General features: G+C 73.5%; 16 protein-coding genes. 11 read left to right on the top strand and 5 right to left on the bottom strand.

The features are described from left to right. The first annotated feature begins 309 nt into the window (after positions 1–309). The 3 genes from ACGF0D_RS35680 to ACGF0D_RS35670 all read left to right on the top strand — a co-directional run bounded on the left by ACGF0D_RS35680 (position 310) and on the right by ACGF0D_RS35670 (position 2,442). A complete protein-coding gene (locus ACGF0D_RS35680) occupies positions 310–1,020 on the top strand; it encodes an ArsR/SmtB family transcription factor (RefSeq protein WP_392923447.1) in 711 nt (236 codons plus the stop codon). Further along, positions 1,017–1,766 carry an SRPBCC domain-containing protein gene (locus ACGF0D_RS35675; protein ID WP_392923444.1) on the top strand — a complete coding sequence of 250 codons (750 nt, stop codon included), beginning with the start codon at positions 1,017–1,019 and terminating at the stop codon, positions 1,764–1,766. Before ACGF0D_RS35680 ends, ACGF0D_RS35675 begins: the two co-directional genes overlap by 4 nt. Positions 1,767–1,869: 103 nt before the next feature. Continuing rightward, positions 1,870–2,442 (top strand): dihydrofolate reductase family protein, encoded by a 573-nt coding sequence (locus tag ACGF0D_RS35670; RefSeq protein ID WP_392868857.1) that lies wholly within the window; start codon positions 1,870–1,872, stop codon positions 2,440–2,442. A gap of 91 nt (positions 2,443–2,533) precedes the next feature. Here ACGF0D_RS35670 and ACGF0D_RS35665 read toward each other — a convergent pair whose 3' ends face one another. After that, complete coding sequence (locus ACGF0D_RS35665; protein WP_392923441.1) at positions 2,534–3,373, bottom strand: class I SAM-dependent methyltransferase; 840 nt, start codon at positions 3,371–3,373, stop codon at positions 2,534–2,536. A gap of 157 nt (positions 3,374–3,530) precedes the next feature. Between ACGF0D_RS35665 and ACGF0D_RS35660 the strand changes: the two genes are divergently transcribed. From ACGF0D_RS35660 to ACGF0D_RS35645, 4 genes are all read left to right on the top strand, one after another. Next, on the top strand, positions 3,531–4,121 hold the full coding sequence (locus ACGF0D_RS35660; RefSeq protein WP_392923439.1) for a DinB family protein: 591 nt from the start codon (positions 3,531–3,533) through the stop codon (positions 4,119–4,121). A 159-nt stretch (positions 4,122–4,280) separates the two neighbouring features. After that, complete coding sequence (locus ACGF0D_RS35655) at positions 4,281–5,495, top strand: SUKH-4 family immunity protein (protein ID WP_392923437.1); 1,215 nt, start codon at positions 4,281–4,283, stop codon at positions 5,493–5,495. Positions 5,496–5,691: 196 nt separating this feature from the next. Then, on the top strand, positions 5,692–6,756 hold the full coding sequence (locus ACGF0D_RS35650; RefSeq protein ID WP_392868861.1) for a DUF2332 domain-containing protein: 1,065 nt from the start codon (positions 5,692–5,694) through the stop codon (positions 6,754–6,756). A gap of 131 nt (positions 6,757–6,887) precedes the next feature. Next, positions 6,888–7,646 (top strand): MerR family transcriptional regulator, encoded by a 759-nt coding sequence (locus tag ACGF0D_RS35645; RefSeq protein WP_392923434.1) that lies wholly within the window; start codon positions 6,888–6,890, stop codon positions 7,644–7,646. A gap of 246 nt (positions 7,647–7,892) precedes the next feature. Here ACGF0D_RS35645 and ACGF0D_RS35640 read toward each other — a convergent pair whose 3' ends face one another. Both ACGF0D_RS35640 and ACGF0D_RS35635 read right to left on the bottom strand, forming a co-directional pair. Further along, complete coding sequence (locus tag ACGF0D_RS35640; RefSeq protein ID WP_392923432.1) at positions 7,893–10,286, bottom strand: FtsX-like permease family protein; 2,394 nt, start codon at positions 10,284–10,286, stop codon at positions 7,893–7,895. After that, a complete protein-coding gene (locus ACGF0D_RS35635) occupies positions 10,283–11,053 on the bottom strand; it encodes an ABC transporter ATP-binding protein (protein ID WP_392870021.1) in 771 nt (256 codons plus the stop codon). Before ACGF0D_RS35635 ends, ACGF0D_RS35640 begins: the two co-directional genes overlap by 4 nt. Positions 11,054–11,273: 220 nt before the next feature. On the opposite strand from ACGF0D_RS35635, the gene ACGF0D_RS35630 reads away from it, so the two are divergent. From ACGF0D_RS35630 to ACGF0D_RS35615, 4 genes are all read left to right on the top strand, one after another. Next, positions 11,274–12,722 carry a histidine kinase gene (locus ACGF0D_RS35630; RefSeq protein WP_392923429.1) on the top strand — a complete coding sequence of 483 codons (1,449 nt, stop codon included), beginning with the start codon at positions 11,274–11,276 and terminating at the stop codon, positions 12,720–12,722. Next, positions 12,674–13,321 carry a response regulator gene (locus ACGF0D_RS35625; RefSeq protein WP_392868869.1) on the top strand — a complete coding sequence of 216 codons (648 nt, stop codon included), beginning with the start codon at positions 12,674–12,676 and terminating at the stop codon, positions 13,319–13,321. The genes ACGF0D_RS35630 and ACGF0D_RS35625 overlap by 49 nt, the downstream gene beginning before the upstream one ends. Positions 13,322–13,748: 427 nt before the next feature. Then, complete coding sequence (locus ACGF0D_RS35620) at positions 13,749–14,837, top strand: isopenicillin N synthase family dioxygenase (RefSeq protein WP_392923427.1); 1,089 nt, start codon at positions 13,749–13,751, stop codon at positions 14,835–14,837. A 268-nt stretch (positions 14,838–15,105) separates the two neighbouring features. Beyond that, complete coding sequence (locus ACGF0D_RS35615; RefSeq protein WP_392923424.1) at positions 15,106–15,858, top strand: MerR family transcriptional regulator; 753 nt, start codon at positions 15,106–15,108, stop codon at positions 15,856–15,858. Between the two features lie 152 nt (positions 15,859–16,010). Here the strand turns inward: ACGF0D_RS35615 and ACGF0D_RS35610 are convergent, their stop codons facing one another. Together ACGF0D_RS35610 and ACGF0D_RS35605 are read right to left on the bottom strand one after the other, a co-directional pair. Further along, a complete protein-coding gene (locus tag ACGF0D_RS35610) occupies positions 16,011–18,248 on the bottom strand; it encodes a 3-hydroxyacyl-CoA dehydrogenase NAD-binding domain-containing protein (RefSeq protein WP_392923422.1) in 2,238 nt (745 codons plus the stop codon). Between the two features lie 33 nt (positions 18,249–18,281). Beyond that, the gene (locus ACGF0D_RS35605) at positions 18,282–19,496 is read right to left on the bottom strand and encodes an acetyl-CoA C-acetyltransferase (RefSeq protein WP_224279338.1); all 1,215 of its coding nucleotides are present in this window, start codon (positions 19,494–19,496) and stop codon (positions 18,282–18,284) included. Positions 19,497–19,509: the final 13 nt, after the last annotated feature.

The raw sequence follows: 19,509 nt of genomic DNA, 5'->3' as shown, positions 1-19,509 counted from the left end.
TCGCCAGCAACCCCACCCGGTCAAACCTCGATGGCAGGAACCTAGCGGTGATCAAACTTCGGTGACAAACGGTGAAGCTTCGCTGTCACAAGACACACCGGGAGGACGGGTCCGGAGGCACGTCGGCGCCGTTACGCCGTCGGGTGACGGCGCCGGGCGGGTGACGCCGGGCGGGTGACGCCGGGCGGGTGACGCCGGGCGGGTGACGGCGGGCGGGTGACGGCGGGCGGGTGAAGGTGCTCGCCCGACCGGACTACCGACAAGTGTTTTTTCCTTGACAAATTTTTTTGTCGGATAGAAGCTGGAACGGTGCTGGAAGTCGCCGTGATCGAAGAACCCGCCGCGGCCGAGGCCTCGCTGGACCCGATGCGGTCACGCCTCCTCGCCGCCCTGACCGAGCCCGCCTCGGCCGCCATGCTGGCCGCCCGGCTGGGACTGCCCCGGCAGAAGGTCAACTACCACCTGAAGGAACTGGAGCGGCACGGCCTCGTCGAACTCGCCGAGGAGCGCCGCAAGGGCAACGTCACCGAACGGGTGTACCGCGCCACCGCGGCCTCCTACGTGATCTCCCCCAGCGTCCTGGCCGCCGTCAGCCCGGACCCCACCCGCTCCCCCGACCAGCTCTCCGCCCGCTGGCTGCTGGCGCTCGGCTCCCGGCTGGTGCAGGAGGTCGGGGCCCTGCTGACCGGAGCCTCCCGGGCCCGCCGGCGGGTCGCCAGCTTCGGCATCGACGCGCAGGTGCGGTTCGCCTCCGCCGCCGACCGGGCCGCCTTCGCCGAGGAGCTGGCCCAGTCCGTGGCCACCCTCGTCAGCCGCTACCACGACGAGTCCGCGCCCGGGGGCCGCAGCCACCGGGTGGTCGTCGGACTCCACCAGATCCCCGCCGCACCACCCGAGGCCGAGGCCGAGGCCAAGGCCGGAGCGGGGACGGAACCGGTCGGGGCCGAGGTGGCGGCCGGGGACATCGCCGCTGCGGCGGACGAGGCCGGGAGCACACCGAACCAGGAGGACCCGCGATGACCCACCCGTTCGAGATCGGGCTGGAGACCTCCCTGCCGGCGAGCCCGGAACAGGTCTGGGAGGCGATCGCCACCGGGCCGGGGATCGACTCCTGGTTCATGGGCCGCAACGAGCTGGACCCGCGCGAGGGCGGCACCGCCGTCATGGAGACCGGGGGCCACCGCGAGGAGGCGGTCGTCACCGCCTACGAGCCCGGCAAGCGCCTGGCCACCCGTACGGCCACCGGCGAGGACGGCCGGTTCATGGCCTTCGAGTACCTGATCGAGGGCCGGGACGGCGGCGCCACCGTCCTCCGCGTCGTCCACAGCGGCCTGCTCGGCGACGACTGGCAGGACGAGTACGACGCGCTGCGCCGTGGCTGGCCCTTCCACCTCCACACGCTCCACGAGTACCTCACCCACTTCCCCGGACGCACCGCCGTCCCCGTCTTCGCCGCCGCGCCGTCGGCCGGGCGGCCGGAACCGGAGGTCCGGGCCCTCCTCGCCCGCGCCCTGTCGCTGCCGCTCCCGGTCACCACGGGCACGCGGGCCCACGGGGAACCGGCGGGCCTGCCGCCGCTGGACGGCGAAGTGGTCTGGGCGGACGACGAACGCGTCGAGGTCCGTACCGCCGACGGGCTCTACACCTTCCACCACGGCTCCGGCCTGGTGCTGCTGTTCCACCACCTCTTCGGCCCGGTTCCGGACGGGGCCGAGGCCGAGGCCGAGGCCGCCTGGCAGCAGTGGCTGGCCGAGGCCCTCGCCTGACCTGCCACTTCGGGCCTTCGGGCCGACAGACCCGATCCCGGCCCAGACTCAGCCCCAGACCCAGACCCAGACTCAGCCCCGCGAGAGAACCGAGGAACCACTCATGCGCACCCTGATCAGCACCGCCTTCATCTCGCTCGACGGCGTGGTCGAGGGCCCCGGCGGCGAACCCGGCTACCGGAACTCCGGCTGGACCTTCAAGGACATCGAGTTCCTCCCCGAGGCGTTCGAGATCAAGGGGCGGGAACAGGAGGAGGCCACCGCGATGCTGCTCGGCCGGGTCAGCTACCAGGCGTTCAGCCCGGTGTGGCCGGACATGGCGGAGTTCGCCCACTACAAGACGCTGCCGAAGTACGTCGTCTCCACCACCCTCACCGAGGACGACCTGGTGTCGAACTGGGGCGAGACCACCATCCTGCGCTCGCTCGACGAGGTCGCCGCGCTGAAGGAGACCGAGGGCGGCCCGATCATCCTCCACGGCAGCGCCGCCCTGAACCGCGCCCTCTCCGACGCCGGCCTGATCGACCGCTACCACCTGCTCGTCTTCCCGCTGCTGCTCGGCGCCGGCAAGCGCATGTTCAGCACGACGGACAAGGACGCCCAGAAGCTGAAGCTGGTCGAGCACGAGGTGTACGGGAACGGCCTCCAGAAGCAGGTCTTCGACGTGGTCCGCTGACCGGCAGGGCCCGTCCGCCCCGCCCAGGCTGTCGCCTCCCTGACCGTCAGCTCCCTGGCCGCCACCTCTCCGGCCGTCAGTTCCCTGATGGTCAACGCCCGTCCGCCGTGCGCCAGACGAACACCTCGCTGCTCGGCTGCCGCTCCGAGAAGCGCCCCGACGACGAGGTCCGGGCGAGGAGTCGACGGAGGTCCGACTCGAAGGCCGGACGGCGCTCGGCGAACAGGTGCGGGGCCGAGGAGGAGAGCGCGAAGACGCCCGCGACCGCGTCGTCGGCCGTGCGCTCCAGCGGCCGCCCGCCCGGGACGACGATCCGCCGCGGACCGGTGAAGCCCGCCCGGGCGAGGACGGCGGCCTCGTCGTCCGGCGTGCCGTGCGGCAGCAGCCCCTGCCCGGCGCGGCGGACCGGGCCGAGGTAGCGCCGGACCAGTTCCCCGATCGCGGCGTACGGGACCGGCGGGTGCGGCAGCCCCTCGGTGGGACGCGGTTCGCCCTTCAGGTCCGAGATGTGCGCCAGGGCGCCGCCGGGCCGCAGCATGCGCCGCACGGTCGCCGCCACCAGGTCGCGGTCCATCCAGTGGAAGGACTGGCCGAAGACCGCCAGTGTGAAGGTGCCGAGCCCCGACGGCAGTTCCTCGGCCCGGGCCCGCACCCAGGTGGCCTTGGGCTCCGCGGCGCCCGCCCGGCGCGCCTCGGCGATCATCCCGGCGTCCGGGTCCACCCCGACGACCTCACCGAACAGGTGCGCCAGGCCCAGCGCCAGCGTGCCCGGCCCGCACCCCACGTCGAGCAGCCGTCCCCGCCCGTCGAGCCCCAGTTCCTCGACCAACGCCTCCGCCAGTCCAGGGGCGTACGGGAGTCTGCCGCGGGTGTAGTGGGCGGCCGTTCCGGCGAACAGCGTCTCGTCCCAGGACCAGGCCTCGTCGGTCATCTCCGCTCCTTCGAAGGGGCCTGACGTTCGGTGAACAGCCTTGATCATGGCACGTGTTGACGCTCGGTCCCGGCCGGCCGGGACCGAGCGGGACGGCCGTGGCCGGCCGGGACGGGAAACCGATGGACAGGCATCCCGCGGCCAACAGACTGGTCCCATGACTTCGACCGACGACAAGAACGATCTCCGGATCTACATCCAGGATGCCCGCGACGCCCTGCTCTGGAAGCTCGAAGGCCTCTCCGAGTACGACCTGCGCCGCCCGCTCACCCCCACCGGGACCAACCTGCTGGGCCTGGTCAAGCACGTCACCGGCGCCGAGGCGCTGTACTTCGGCGACACCTTCGGCCGTCTCTTCCCCGAACCGGCCCCCGTGTGGATCACCGGACAGACCGAGCCCAACGGCGACATGTGGGCGCGGGCGGACGAGAGCACCGAGGAGATCGTCGGGCGCTACCGACGGGTCTGGGCCCACTCCGACGCCACCATCGAGGCCCTGCCGCTGGACGCCGTCGGCAAGGTGCCGTTCGGTGCCCGCCACGAGCAGACCCTCCACCGGGTGCTCGTCCACATGATCGCCGAGACCCACCGTCACGTCGGCCACGCCGACCTGGTCCGCGAACTCGTGGACGGCGCCACCGGCCAGCGCTCCGACGGCGCCAACACCGCCCCCGGCGACGCCGACTGGTGGCGGGCCCACCGCGACCGCGTGGAGCAGGCGGCCCGGGAGGCCGGCGGCCTCGGCTGAGGAGGAAGGGGGCGGGGTTCAGCGGGGGTGAGGCGAGGCTCGCGGGGGTGAGGCGAGGTTCGCGGGGGTGAGGCGGGGAGGGTCTGAGCCGCCGCAAAGGGCCCGGCGCCGCAGCAACCGGTCGGCTCCCACCGGCTGCCCCGCCCGGCGAGTGCCCCGGTGCTGTCGGGGCGGGCCGCTAGGGTCTGGGGGTCACGGGGTAGGCCGGGAGAGGTGGGGCACGTGGGGTGTCAGCGGGTGGTGGAGCTTCCGGCTGGGGTGGTACACGCGGGGAGTCGGGAGTTCCTGGCGCGGGAGGGGCTGCCGGAGACCGGGGCGTTCCTGGACTTCGAGGTGCTCGGAGACGGGGAGCCGGCGGCGGTCTCCGCAGAGGCGGAGCGGCTGTTCGTCCTCGGGGAGACGGCGTACTCCACACCGTTCGCCGCCGACGGCAGCCTGGTGCTGCTGGACGGGGTGACCGGTGAGGTCTTCCTGGACAACAGCGGCCCACGGCGGGACCTGCTGGCCTCCGGCGTCGCCGCGCTGGCGGGCCTGGTGCGCGAGGTGGACGCGGTGGCCGAGGCGGCCCGGCGCCCGGCGGCACTGGACGGGCGGCGCGGCCCGACCGTGATGGCCGAGGTGCTGGCGGAGGCCGAGCGACGGATGCGGGAGATCGACCCCGGGCTGTTCGGCGACGGCTCAGCCCCACCCCCGCACTGGGGCACCGCGCTGCTGGTGCGGGCGTTGGGCTGGGGTGCGCTGCCGGGCGGCCCGGGCGGGCCCGCGTACGAGGTGGCCCCGGAGCTGGTGGCGGAGCTGGCGGCGCTGACGGACCAGGACGGCGGCCCCGGCCGGGTACACCTCTTCCGGCCCGAGGACCTGCCCGCCGCCCTGGTGCACGGGCCGACCCGACGGCTGCTGACCGAGGTCGGCCTGCCGCTGGGCGGGGCGATGTTCGGGGTGTGCGATGAGCCGCTGGTCACCATGGGCGAGGCGTATCCCGAGTACTTCGACGGTGAGGAGGAGCGCCCGTACCAGCGGGAGTTCCTCGCCCTCGGAGACTGGCCGACCGATCTGACGATCGCCCTGGACGGCGCCACCGGCCGACTGGAGCTGCCGGACTGGTACGACGACGGCCAGCCCGAGGCCTACCTGAACCGTGACCTCTCCGCCCTGCTCTACTCCCTCTGGACGTACGAGCGGCTGCGCGCCGAGTGGGACCGCTGGGAGTACGGCCGGGCCCGGGAGACCTGGGCGGTGTTCGATCCGCAGGCGCTGCTGAGCGCGGTGGTGGACGGGCTGGTAGAGGCCGTCGACCCCGAGGCGTTCGCCTCGCCCGGCTGCTCGTGGCGGCTGCTCGCCGAGGACGGGCACATGGGCGGTCTGCTCGGCTGAGCGCGTCCGGTCGGCGTGGCCTTCCGTCGGCGCGGTCCTCGGTCGGCATGGCCTTCCGTCGGCATGGCCACGGGCCGGTTCTGGGTCGGTTCCGGGCCGGTTCCGGATCTGTTCCGGGCGGAGGGCGGCACGTCGGACCGGGCGTAGTCTGGGCCGATTCGATCACTCGAGAAGGCGTCGGAAGGACGTGTGGGGGATGCGCAGCGACACGGGGGACCTCTACCAGGCGTTCGCGGAGCGGGAGGCGCGCGGCAACTCACCGGTCTACCAGGAGCTGGCCGAACGCGTCGCCGGGGACGGGCAGTTGTGTGCGCTGCTCGACGGTCTTCCGGCCGCGAAGCGGCAGCCGAACCTGCTGTTCGGCGCGGTACGGCACCTGGGTGGGCCGGTGACGGACGGCTGGTCGGCCTTCAACGGCTGGGTGGCGGAGCACTGGGCCGAGGTCTCGGCGACGATGCTGGAGCGACGGACGCAGACCAACGAGGCGGGCCGTTGCGCCACCCTGCTGCCGCTGCTGGCCGCGCTGCCGCAACCGCTTGCCCTGATCGAGGTGGGCGCCTCGGCGGGGCTCTGCCTGTACCCGGACCGGTACCGGTATCGGTACCGCTTCCTGGCCGGGGAGGGGGAGGGAGTCGGGCTTGGTGCCGGCGCCACCGTCGCCGAGTTCGGCGCCGAGTTCGACACTGCGTTCGGCGCTGAGTTCGGCGCGGCGGCGAGCCCGGTGACGCTGGACTGCACGGTGACCGGGCCGGTGTCGTTCCCCGGCTCCCTTCGGGAGCGGCTGCCCGAGGTGGTCTGGCGGGCCGGGATCGACCTCAATCCGCTGGACGTGCGGGCCGAGGAGGACATGCGCTGGCTGGAATCGTTGGTCTGGCCCGAGCAGACCCACCGGTTGGACCGGCTGCGCGGCGCCGTCCGGGTCGCCCGGGCCGAACCGCCGTTGCTGGTGCGCGGCGATCTCAACGCGACGGTACGGGAGTTGGTGGCGCAGGCTCCGGCGGGGGCGACTCCGGTGGTGTTCCACAGCGCGGTGCTCGCGTACCTGCCGCCGGAGGGGCGGGAGGAGTTCGCGGCGACGATGCGCGGGCTTTCCGGGCACTGGATCTCCAATGAGGCGGTCTCGGTACTGCCGACCGTCGCCCGACGCCTCCCCCGCCCGGCACCGGCCGGCTCCGGTCTGTTCGTGCTCGCCCTGGACGAACGGCCGGTCGCGTTCACGGGGCCGCACGGACAGTCCCTGGACTGGTTCGGCGAGGCGTAGCCGGCGCGCTGGCGGCGGGGCGCCCTCGGGCTTGAAGCTGCCGCAGCGGCAGCTTCTACCGTCGTGACCAGGGCCGGAGAACCGGCCCCGGTCCATGCGAACGTGCGACGTGGAGACGAGGGAGGCGGACCATGGCCTGGCCCATCGCCGAAGTGGCCCGGATGTCCGGAGTGACTGCCCGAACACTGCGGCACTACGACGAGATCGGGCTGCTGCCCCCGGCCTGGATCGGCTCCAACGGCCACCGCTACTACGAGGAGCGGCAGTTGCTCCAGCTGCAACAGGTCCTGGTACTGCGGGCGCTGGGCGTGGGGCTGACCGAGATCGCCCGGATCCTGGGCGATCAGGTGGACGAGTTGGAGGCCCTGCGGGGCCACCGTCGGCGGCTGGTCGCCGAGCGCGACCGGCTCGACGCCCTGGCCGCCACCGTTTCCCGCACGATCGCCGACCTGGAACGCGCCCGGAAGGACGGCACGCCCATGACCATCAACCGCCCCGAAAACCTCTTCGAGGGCATCCAGCCCGACGACGTCGACGCGAGCCTGCGGGACTTCCCCGAGCACGCCGAGGCGGCCCGGCGCGCGACGGCCGCGATGACCCCGGCCGAGATCGAGGCCGGACAGCGCGAGCGGACCGCCCGCATGATCCACCTGGCGGAGCTGATGACGGCCGGCCACCCGGCCGACGCCGCGCCCGTGCAGAGCACGATCGACGAGGAGTACCAGCTGCTGCGCACCATCCGGTCCGTCCCGACCGAGGAGTACCTGGCGATCGCCCGTTCCTGCACCGAGAACGAGCAGTGGAGTGCCGCGTACGAGGCCATCGCCCCGGGCCTGGCCGCGTACCAGCGCGCCGCCATGGAGGCGTACGCAGCGGCTCGGCTGTCCTGAGTCGGGCCTGGTCGGGCGGCCGGGCCGACGCGCGATCTTTGGTCGCGCTGGGCTGCCCGTCCGGCTCGGGCGGGATCGGCTCTGTCCGATCCCGCTCGGCTCGGCCCGGCCTGACTCGGTCCAGTCCAGCTCGGTCCGGTCCGGCTCGGTCCGGTCCGGCTCTGCCGGGGAGCCTTACCGGGGGCTCCCCTGGGCTCCCTGGCAGAAGCCGGGCGCAGGGCGTGTCCTCTCCTCTCTCCCCCGCCGTCACTCCGTCCGCAGCGCCGTGACCGTCCTGGTGCGGGCCGCCCAGGTGGCCGGGAGGACGGCTCCGAGCAGGGCCAGCACCAGGCCGCCGAGTATCAGCGGCCCCGCCACCGAGGGGTCGAACACGGCGAGGTCGGCGTCCGGCACACCGATTCCGGCGGCTCGGGCCATCGCGGGCATCACCTGGTGGTGCACCAGGATGCCGAGCGGGACCCCGATCAGCCCGGCCGCCAGCCCGCTGGCGCAGACCGAGGTGAGCACCATGCCGACGGTCTGCCGGGGTGACATCCCGAGTGCCTTGAGCACCCCGAGGTCGTGCACCCGTTCCCTGGTGTCCAGCAGCACGGTGTTCAGCACTCCGAGCCCCGCCACCACGGAGAGCAGCAGTGTGAGCGTGCCCGCCAGGGTGTTCATCGCCAGCACCACGATGTTGAGGTGCTCCCCGCCGAGGTCGGCGCCCAGGCCCAGGGGTTTCACGACCTGGTCCAGCCCTTCGGCGTAGGCCTGTGCGTCGGTACCCGGGGTGAGGTCGATGTGGAAGGTGAGCGCCTCGGCGTGGATCGCGCCGCCGAGCGGCACCAGTGTGGACCGGTCCGTGAACACCAGGTCGTTGGTGGCCAGAACCTCGCCGGTGATCTTCGCCGGGGTGCTGCGTCCGTGGTCGGTGAGGGTGACGGTGTCACCGACCTTCGCCTGGTTGGCCCGCAGGTAGGCGGCGGCCACCACGACCTCGCCGGGGCCCTGGAACCAACGGCCGGAGATCAGTTGGAAGCCGCTCCAGGAAGCGTCTCCGCTGAGCGCGACCACCTCGGAGCGCCCGGTGTTGCCGGCCAGGGCGACCGGGGTCGGGGCGCTGCTGTACCAGGCCCGGGTGCCCGGGCGGGAGTCGATGGCCTTGGCCACGGCCGCCTCGTCCACCTGGTCGGCCAACGGCGCGGAGCCCTCGATCGGGGCCTGGACCACCACCTTGCCCGCGCGGCCGGCCATCAGGCCGTCCTGGAGGGAGCTCAGCGAGAGCGTCAGGCCCACGCAGAGGGTGACCCCGACCGTGCCGAGTACCACGGCGGCACCCGTGGTCGCCGAACGGCCCGGCCGGTTGAGCGGGGAGGCCAGTCCGAGGCTGAGGGCCCGTGGCACCGGAAGTCGGCCGATCAGCTCCTGTGCCCGGGACAGCGGGCCGGCCGCCCCGGCCCCGTCGGCCGCGCCGCGGGCGGCCGCCCGCTTGGCGCCCGGCGCCGTCCGGCCGACCGCGAGCGCCTCCACCGTCCGCAGCCGCCCGGCCCGCAGCGCCGGCACCAGCGCGGTGCCCGCCACAGCCCCCAGGGCCACCACCGCGACCACGACGTCCACCCAGACCGGGATGCCGAGCAGTCCGCCGCGCAGGGCCTTGTGGGCCAGCCCGAGGACCGGGACGGACAGCAGGTTGCCGAGGAGTACCCCGAGCGCCGTGCCGACCCCGGCGGGGATCAGCGCCTGGCCGACGTAGGCGCGCACCACCTGGGCCGGGGTGAAGCCCAGGGACTTGAGGATGCCGATCCGCCGGGTGGCGGCGCTGACGGCGCCGCTGACCACGACGCCGATGATCAGCACCGACATGGCCAGCCCGAGCGCCCCGAAGGCCGTGACGAACGGGACGAACGTCGAGGCCGTCCGGTTCGCCTCCTCCTGGACGGGCCGGTAGGAGGTGGCCTTGGCGAGCGCCCCGGCCGGGACGGCGCCGGCGAGCGCGGCGCGGTCGACCTCCACCTCGGCGTCGCTGTCGGCGTGGGCGAAGCGGTAGAGGTACTGGGCGGCGGGCGTGGTGCCGGGCGCCGTCAACCCGGGCACCTGCTCGGGGGCGACCCAGCCGTCCGCGCTCCAGGAGACCGAGGCCGCCAGGCCGACGACCTTGAGCGTCGGGTGCCCCGGAAGGCCTGGGAACTCCATGGTGTCGCCGACCGCCAGCGGGGAGTGCCCGTCCAGGAACACCACCTCCCCGGGGCCTGCGACCCAGCGGCCCTCGGTGATCCGCAGATCGTCCAGCGCGCCCTTCTCGCCGCGGCCGACCAGCGTCGTCGGCGGCAGGGGGCTCCCGGCCGGCGGGATCCTGGTGCCTGGGCCGGAGCGCGGCTGGACGGTGACCGCCTGGTAGGGGCCGGCCGAGGCCGTCACGCCCGGCACGCGGGCCGCCGCGGCGAGCTGGGCCGGGCTCGCCTTGGCCTGGTCGTACAGCACGTTGAGGTGGGCGCCGTGCTGGTCGGCGAAGGAGCGCTGGTACGGGCCCCGGGCGGCGACCAGCAGCCCGAGCGCGAGGATGCACGCCGTCACCGACATCATCGTGGTGAGCACCATGACCAGGGTCTGCACCCGCCGGCGGCCGACCCCGGCGCGCACCACCTTGCCGAGCGCGCTCATCGGCCACCGCCCGGTACCGGCAGGGCGGCCGTGTCCCTGACCAGCCGGCCGTCGAGCAGTTCGATCGTCCGGTCGGCGCAGCCCTCGGCGAGCGCGGTGTCATGGGTGACCAGCAGGATCGTCTGGCCGTCCGCGTTCAGACCGCGCAGCAGGTCGCGGACGTCGGCGGCCGAGGCCGTGTCCAGCGCCCCGGTGGGCTCGTCGGCCAGCAGCAGCGGCGGGCGGTTCATCAGCGCCCGGGCCACCGCGACCCGTTGGCGCTCGCCGCCGGAGAGCCGGCCGGGGAAGGCCTTGGCGTGCCGGGCCACCCCCAGCCGCTCCAGCAGCTCCCCGGCCCGGGCCCGGGCCTGCTCCCGCCGCATCCCGGCCAGCTGGGCCGGGAGCATCACGTTGTCCTCCGCGTTCAGGTCGTCCAGCAGGTTGAAGAACTGGAACACCATGCCGATCCGCGCCCGCCGGTACTCGGCCAGCGCGGCCTCGCCGAGCCGGTGCACGGCCACGCCGTCCACCTCCACCTCGCCCTCGCTCGGGCGGTCGAGGCCGGCGATCAGGTTCAGCAGGGTGGACTTGCCGCTGCCCGATCGGCCGAGCACGGCCAGCGCCTCGCCGGCCCTGACCTCCAGGTCGAGCCCGGCCAGGGCGGGGCGGGCGGCGTCGGATCGGTCGTACGTCTTGCTGACGCCGCGGATCCGGATGATCGGCGCGTTCACGGGCCCTCCACGGTTCGAGATCCGGCACCGGGAATCCCGGTCCGGCTGACGGAACATCACGCTACGAATCCGCGGCGGGGTGCCGACAGCCGTCTGGACGGCCTCCTCGGGGTGTATCCAGATACACCCCGAACTGGGTGTTCAGGCCTAGAGCGCCGGAGGCTCCGGCCGGGCAGACTGACCCAGCGAAAGATCGGAACCGGGGCCCACGGGGGGCTCCGGAGCCGTGGCCTCGAGGCCTCCGGACGGGGGTCTCGGAAGGGAATGGGGGCGCGTCATGAACGCGGGAGTGCTGAACGGGGCGGCCCTGCGGGTCGGCCGGGCCTGCGCGGACGGGGTGCGTGCCTGGTACGCGGTGACGCTGGCCGTGACGGGCCTCCTCGCGCTGCTGGCGGGGCCGGTCCTGCTGGCCACCGCGCTGTTCGGTCCGGACGATCCCCGGGACTTCCACCCGGGCGGGCCGCTGATCCTGGCGGTGCCGATGGCGCCGGTCACCCTCTGGGCGCTGTGCTGGGCCACCGGGGGCGGCGGCCGGGCGCTCGGCGCCGCGCTGTTCGCCCCGGGGGCGATAGCGCTGATGGCGGCGCACCTCTACGGCGGTGCCGCCCCCGGCGGCCGGGCCGGCTCGCTCTGGATGGCGCCCTCGCTGGTGGTGCTCGGGCTGTTCGGCGCCCGCTGGATCGCGACGGAGAGCAGGCGGACGGTCGGGAAGTGGAGCGGGCGGCCGATCCCGGTGCCGTACCGCGGTCCGGCCGGGGCCGGGCCCTGGCAGCGGCTGCGGGCCGGCGGCTGGCTCACCGACCCGGCAACGTGGCGGGACTTCGCCTGGACGCTGCTCACCGGCACCACCGTGCTGCTCGTCGCCGTGATCGTCCTGCTGGCGCCGATCGCCCTGGAGGTCTTCGGCCGGAACGAACGGTTCTTCGCCCTGGGCGTCGTCTACTCGATGGGCCTGACCATCTCCCCGCTGGCCGCCCTGTGGGCCGCGCCACCGGTCCTGAGGATCCACGAGAAGGCCGCCCGGGCCCTGCTCGGGCCGTCCCGGCGGGTCGAGCTCGCCCGCCAGGTCAGCCATCTCGCACGGACCAGGGCGGACACCATCGACGCCGGAGCGGCCGAGCTGCGCCGGATCGAGCGGGACCTGCACGACGGGGCGCAGGCCCGGCTGGTGGCGCTGGGCATGCTGCTGACGGTGGCCGAGCAGCTGAAGCACGACCCGGACGCCCTCGGGCCGCTGCTGGCCGAGGCCCGGCTGTCCTCGGTGAAGGCGCTGGGCGAGCTGCGGGACCTGGTCCGCGGCATCCATCCCCCGGTGCTCGCCGACCGCGGCCTGGCCGACGCGGTGCAGGCGACGGCGCTGGACCTGCCGCTGCCGGTCGGCTTCACCGGAAGCCTGCCCGGCCGGGCGCCGGCCCCGGTGGAGTCAGCCGCCTACTTCGCGGTGACGGAGCTGCTGGCCAACGTGGTCAAGCACGCCGGGGCCTCGCACGTGTGGATCGAGATAGGGCACAGTGACGGGCTGCTGCGGATATCGGTCACCGACGACGGGCGCGGCGGCGCCGAGCCGTCCCGGGGAACCGGCCTCAGCGGAACCGAACGCCGCCTGGCCGCCTTCGACGGGGTGCTCGCGATCAGCAGCCCGTCCGGCGGACCGACCATCGTGAACCTGGAGATCCCGTGCGCGTTGTCATCGCCGAAGACCTCTTCCTCCTCCGGGACGGCCTGACTCGGCTGCTGGAGGCCAACGGCATGAAGGTCACCGCGGCGGTGGAGGACGGCGAGCAACTGCTCGCCGCGGTGGCCGCGGACCGGCCCGACATCGCCGTGGTGGACGTCCGGCTGCCACCGGGCTTCACGGACGAGGGGCTGCGGGCCGCGCTGGCGGCCCGCCGGGCTCACCCGGGCCTGCCCGTCCTGGTGCTGTCGCAGTTCGTGGAGCAGCTGTACGCCCGCGAGTTGCTGGCCGGCAGCACCGGCGGGATCGGCTACCTGCTCAAGGACCGGGTGATGGACGGCACCCAGTTCATCGACGCCGTACGACGGGTCGCCCAGGGCGGCACCGCGATGGATCCGGAGGTGATCACCAGGCTGCTCACCCACAACTCCTCGGCCGGCCCGGTCTCCACCCTCTCCCCGCGCGAGCGGCAGGTGCTGGCGCTGATGGCGGAGGGGCGGTCCAACGCGGCGATCGCCCAGCAGCTGGTGATCACCGAGCGAGCCGTCGCCAAGCACACCGCGTCGATCTTCGTCCGGCTCGACCTCCAGCCCTCCGACGACGACAACCGCCGGGTCCTCGCCGTCCTGGCCTACCTCAACAAGTCCTGAAGGGAGCCGCCAAGGGATCGTCCATCCGAAGGGGTCCACTACCCGAAGGAGCCTGCCATCCGAAGGGGCCCGCCATCCGAAGGGAGCCATAAGCGGCCGCACTCCGGCACCGTCGCCCGCCACCCCACAACTTGATAGATCACCGACAAGTGGCGAGCGGCCCTCCGCTGCAGGGGGCTCGCCCGCCGCAGAACGGGTCAATTACGCTGGTGAGGTGCTCATCCTTGTTCGCCGCCGCCACGTGGACCTGCTCCGCGTGACGACCATGTCCTGTCGACGCTCCGGCTGAACCTCGCGCCACCCACCCTCACCGGCGGCCCCTGCCCGGCCGCCGCCACCTCCCGGCTCCCGGAGCACCCGCCGCACCAGGCGCAGCTCCGGCCGTCCCCGGTCGACCACCGGGACCAGCCGGGACGAGACCCAGCGGATGTCACACATGACGCAGCAGTACACGCCCATATCCGAGACCGGTACCGGCTCCACTCCGACGGACGCCCCTGCAGACGCCCCGGCGAACTCCCCGGCGGACGCCCTCCCGGTGATCGACCTCTCGCTCGCCGACGGCAGCCCGGACGACCGCCGCCGCCTGCACGACGAGCTCCGCACCGCGGCCACCGGCGTCGGCTTCTTCCAGCTCGTCGGTCACGGCGTCACCCCGGAGGAGACGACCGCGCTCACCCGGGCCATGCGCGCCTTCTTCGCGCTCCCCGAGGCCGACCGGCTCGCCGTGAGCAACCTCAACTCCCCCCACTACCGGGGCTACACCCGCACCGGCGACGAGCGCACCGGCGGCAACCAGGACTGGCGCGACCAGCTGGACATCGGCGCCGAGCTGCCCCCGCGCGTCCCCAGCGGCGGCGAGCCCCCGTACTGGTGGCTGGAGGGGCCCAACCAGTGGCCCGAGGCGCTCCCCGAGCTGCGCACCGCCACGCTCGGCTGGATCGACCACCTCGGAGAGGTCGCCCGCCGTCTGCTGCACGAACTCCTCACCGCGATCGGCGCCCGCCCCGACTTCTACGACGAGGCCTTCGCGGGCCACCCCCACCTGCGTCTCAAGCTGGTCCGCTACCCCGGCACCGCCCCGGACGGCGCCGGCCAGGGCGTCGGCTCCCACAAGGACTACGGCTTCATCACCCTGCTGCTGCAGGACACCGTCGGCGGCCTCCAGGTCGAGCGCGCGGACGGCACCTTCCTCGACGTCCCGCCCCTCGACGGCGCCTTCGTCGTCAACCTCGGCGAGCTGCTGGAGGTGGCCACGGACGGTTACCTCAAGGCCACCAGCCACCGCGTGGTGAGCCCGCCCGGCGCCCGCGAGCGCTTCTCCGTGCCGTTCTTCTACAACCCCCGCCTCGACGCCCACGTCGAGCCGCTGAACTTCCCGCTCGCCCACCACGCCCCCGGCGCCACCGAGGACCCGGACAACCCGCTCTTCGCCGACTTCGGCCTCAACGAGTGGAAGGGCTACACCCGGGCCCACCCCGAGGTCACCCGCCGCCACCACGCCGCCCTCGCCTGACCCCTCCCGGCGCCTCCACCCGACGCCCCGCCCGACGCCCGACGCCCTTCGCCTTCCGCCGGACACCGGCCCGGCGGAAGGCAGGGGCGTCGGCGTATCCGCACCCGTACGCCTCACCCCCGGCCCCACGCCCACGCGCACGCCTACGCCTACGCCCACCAAGCACCGCCCATCGTCCACCGCCCCTCCCCCATCGGTGGACCGGCCGGGACGGCACTGTCACACTGCTGCTGTCACAGCAGGAGTGTGCCAGCGCGGGAGGCGGCAGATGGGGGAGCACGGCGGGGCGGGGGCCGGGCTGCGGTTGACGGTGGACGAGCTGGCGGCCCGGGCCGGGGTGACGGTGCGGACGGTGCGGTTCTACGGAACGAAGGGCCTGCTGCCGCCGCCGGAGTTGGGGCCGCGGCGGGTGGGGCTGTACGGGGCGGCGCACCTGGACCGGCTGGAGCTGATCGAGGAGTTGCAGCGGCAGGGGCTGACGCTGGCCGCGATCGAGCGGTACCTGGCGCGGCTGCCGGAGGACAGCACGCCGCTGGACCTGGCGATCCACCGTGCGCTGGTGGCGTCCTGGACGCCGGAGACCCCGGAGGAGGCCACCAGGGCGCAGCTGGAGCGGCGGGCCGGGCGGGGGCTGGCGGAGGAGCAGGTCGAACGGCTCGCCGCGATGGGGGCGCTGGAGCGGACGGCGGATCCGGAGGTGTTCCGGGTGGATCCCGGGCTGCTGCCGCTGGGCGTGCGGATCCTGGACGTACCCATCCCGCTGGAGACGCTGCTGGCCGCCCGGGCGGTGGTGTTGGAGCACAGTCGGGCGACGGCACGGGAGTTGCACCGGCTGTTCCGCGAGACGGCGTGGAAGCCGTACCGGGAGAGCGAGCCCGCGCCGGAGGAGCTGGCCCGGATGCGGGCGCTGACGGACCACATCCAGCCGATGGTGGCGCAAGCCCTGGTCACGGCCTTCCAGCGGTCCCTGCGGGACGAACTGGACGAGGAGTTGAGCCAGGAGCCGGGCCCGGAGCGGTAGCGGAAGCCCGGTGAGGTCGCGGACCGCGGACCCCGGACCGCACACCACAGACCGCACACCGGTGACCACGGACCGCAGGCCGGACCGCAGGCCGCAGGCGCCGCGCGTCGCACGGCGCCTGCGGCCTCACCGGCCCCGGCTGGGAGCGCGGCTCAGTCCGTGAAGGTCCGCCCCTCGGCCGCGACCCGCTCCAGCAGCGCCGGCGGTGCGAACCGCTCGCCGTACGCGGCGGCGAGTTCGCGGGCGCGGGCCGCGAAGCCGGCCGGTCCGCCCTCGTACCCGTTGATGTACTGGAACACGCCGCCCGTCCAGGCCGGGAACCCGATGCCGAGGATCGAGCCGACGTTGGCATCGGCGACGGAGGTCAGCACGCCCTCCTCCAGGCAGCGCACCGAGTCCAGCGCCTCACTGAACAGCATCCGCTCCTTGAGGTCCTCGAACGGAACCTCAGCGGCAGAACCGACCCCAGAACCAACCCCAGAACCAACGACAGAACCGCCGGAAGAACCGCCGAAGTGCTCCAGCAGCCCCGGCCAGAGCCGCCCGCGCTTGCCGTCCTCGCCATACTCGTAGAAGCCCGCGCCGCCGCTGCGTCCCGGGCGGCCGAACTCGTCGACCATCCGGTCGACCACGGCGTCCGCCGGGTGCGGCGTCCAGGTGCCGCCGGCGGCCTCCACCGAACGCCGGTGCTCGTCGCGGATCTTGCGCGGCAGGGTGAGGGTGAGCTCGTCCATCAGGGAGAGCACCTTGGCGGGGTAGCCGGCCTGGGCGGCGGCCTGCTCGATGCTGGCCGGGTGGACGCCCTCGCCGACCATGGCGACGCCCTCGTTGAGGAACTGGCCGATCACCCGCGAGGTGAAGAAGCCGCGGGAGTCGTTGACCACGATCGGGGTCTTGTCGATCTGCCGGACCAGGTCGAAGGCGCGGGCCAGCGCCTCGTCGCCGGTCTGCGGCCCGCGGATGATCTCGACCAGCCGCATCTTGTCGACCGGCGAGAAGAAGTGCAGGCCGATGAAGTCGCCCTGGCGCTCGACGCCTTCGGCGAGCAGGCCGATCGGCAGGGTGGAGGTGTTGGAGCAGAGCAGCGCGTCGGGGCCGACGACGCCCTCGATCTCCTGGAACACCTTGTGCTTGAGCTCGGTGTTCTCGAAGACGGCCTCGATGACCGCGTCGCAGCCGGCCAGGTCGGTGGCCTCGGCGGTGGGGGTGATCCGGGCCAGCAGTTCGTCGCGCTTGGCCTCGGTGGAGCGCCCGCGGGCGACGGCCTTGTTCAACAGCCCCTCGGAGTAGGCCTTTCCGCGCTCGGCGGCCTCCAGGCTCACGTCCTTGAGCACGACCTCGATGCCGGCCCTGGCGCAGGCGTAGGCGATGCCCGCGCCCATCATCCCGGCGCCGAGCACCGCGACCTTGCGGACCAGTCGCTTCTCGACGCCCTTCGGCCGCCCGGCGCCGGAGTTGACCGCCTGCATGTCGAAGAACAGCGCCTGGATCATGTTCGCGCTGGTCTGCCCGCAGGCCAGCTCGGTGAAGTAGCGGGCCTCGATGGCCATCGCGGTGTCGACGTCCACCTGCGCGCTCTCCACGGCGGCGGCGAGGACGTTGCGCGGGGCCGGGTAGGGAGCGCCGTTGAGCTGCTTGCGCAGGTTGGCCGGGAAGGCGGGCAGGTTGGCGGCGAAGGCCGGGGTGGCCGGGGTGCCGCCGGGGATCTTGTAGCCCTTGACGTCCCAGGGCTGGACGGCGTTCGGGTTGGCCTCGATCCAGGCCTTCGCGCGGGCGGCCAACTCCTCGGGGGTGTCGACCAGTTCGTGCACCAGTCCATGCGACAGCGCCTGCGCCGGGCGGTACTGGCGGCCCTGGACGAGGAACTTCAGCAGGGCATCGGTGATGCCGAACAGCCGGACCGTACGGACCACACCGCCGCCGCCCGGCAGCAGGCCGAGGGTGACCTCGGGCAGGCCGATCCGGCTGGCGGGGGTGTCGAGCGCGATCCGGTGGTGGCAGGCGAGGGCGATCTCCAGGCCGCCACCGAGCGCGCTGCCGTTGACGGCGGCGACGACCGGCTTGCCGAGGGTCTCCAGCTTGCGCAGCGAACGCTTGATCCGCATGGACTTCTCGAAGACGGCCTCGGCGTCCTCGGGGCGGGCGGCGGAGAGCATCCGCAGGTCTCCCCCGGCGAAGAAGGTCTTCTTGCCGGAGGTGATCACCACGCCGCGCAGCGCGTCCGGGGAGGACTCCTGGGAGGCCAGGGCCGCCAGCCGCTCGACGACGGCCTCGAAGTCGGCGACGAAGGCCTCGTTCATGGTGTTGACGGACTGGGTGGGGTCGTCGAGGACGAGGGTGACCACGCCGTCCTGGTCCTGCTCCCAGCGGATGGTGGTGGTGTCGCTCATGGGTTCACGGTCTCCAGATCTGCGGGGAGGAAGTCAGATGCGCTCGACGATGGTGGCGATGCCCATGCCGCCGCCCACGCAGAGGGTGATCAGGCCGTAGCGCAGGTCGCGCCGCTCCAGTTCGTCGATCACGGTGCCGAGCAGCATCGCCCCGGTGGCGCCGAGCGGGTGGCCGAGCGCGATCGCGCCGCCGTTGACGTTCACCTGGTCGTGGCGGAAGCCGAGTTCGCGGATGAAGCGGAGCGCGACGGCGGCGAAGGCCTCGTTGATCTCGACCAGGTCGATGTCGGCGGCGGTGAGACCGGCCTTGGCGAGGGCCTTGTGGGTGGCCGGGGCGGGGCCGGTGAGCATGATGGTCGGCTCGGAGCCGGAGACGGCGGCGGAGACGATCCGGGCGCGCGGGCGCAGCCCGTACCGCTCGCCGACCTCACGGTTGCCGATCGCCACCAGCGCGGCTCCGTCCACGATGCCGGAGGAGTTGCCCGCGTGGTGGACGTGGTCGATGGCCTCGACCCAGTGGTACTTCTGGAGGGCGACGGCGTCGAAGCCGCCGGCCTCGCCGATGGCGGCGAAGGAGGGCTTGAGGCCGGCCAGGGTCTCGACGGTGGTGCCGGGGCGGATGAACTCGTCGCGCTCCAGCACGACCAGGCCGTTGCGGTCGCGCACCGGGACGACCGAGCGGTCGAACAGGCCGTCCGCCTGGGCCTTGGCGGCGCGGGCCTGGGACTCCGCGGCGAAGGCGTCCACGTCGGTGCGGGAGAAGCCCTCGATGGTGGCGATGAGGTCGGCGCCGATGCCCTGTGGGGCGAAGTTGGTCTCGTACGCGGTCATCGGGTCGGCGAACCAGGCGCCGCCGTCGGAGGCCATCTTCACCCGGGACATCGACTCCACACCACCGGCCAGGACGAGGTCCTCCCAGCCGGAACGGACCTTGGCGGCGGCCAGGTTGACGGCTTCCAGGCCGGAGGCGCAGAAGCGGTTCTCCTGGACGCCGGCGACGGTGTCGGGCAGGCCGGCCGCGATGGCGGCGATCCGGGCGATGTCGGAGCCCTGGTCGCCGACCGGGCTGACCACGCCGAGCACGATGTCGTCGATCGCGGCCGGGTCCAACCCGGGGTAGCGGTTGCGCAGTTCGTGGATCAGTCCGACGACGAGGTCGATCGGCTTGGTGCCGTGCAGCGAGCCGGAGGCCTTGCCCCGGCCGCGCGGGGTGCGGATCGCGTCGTAGACGTACGCTTCGGTGGTCACGGTGGGAACGCCT

This window comes from Kitasatospora sp. NPDC048298 (assembly GCF_043201465.1).
GTDB lineage: Bacteria > Actinomycetota > Actinomycetes > Streptomycetales > Streptomycetaceae > Kitasatospora.
The sequence above is the reverse complement of the archived record's forward strand: the minus strand, read 5'-3'. Positions and strand labels throughout refer to the sequence as shown.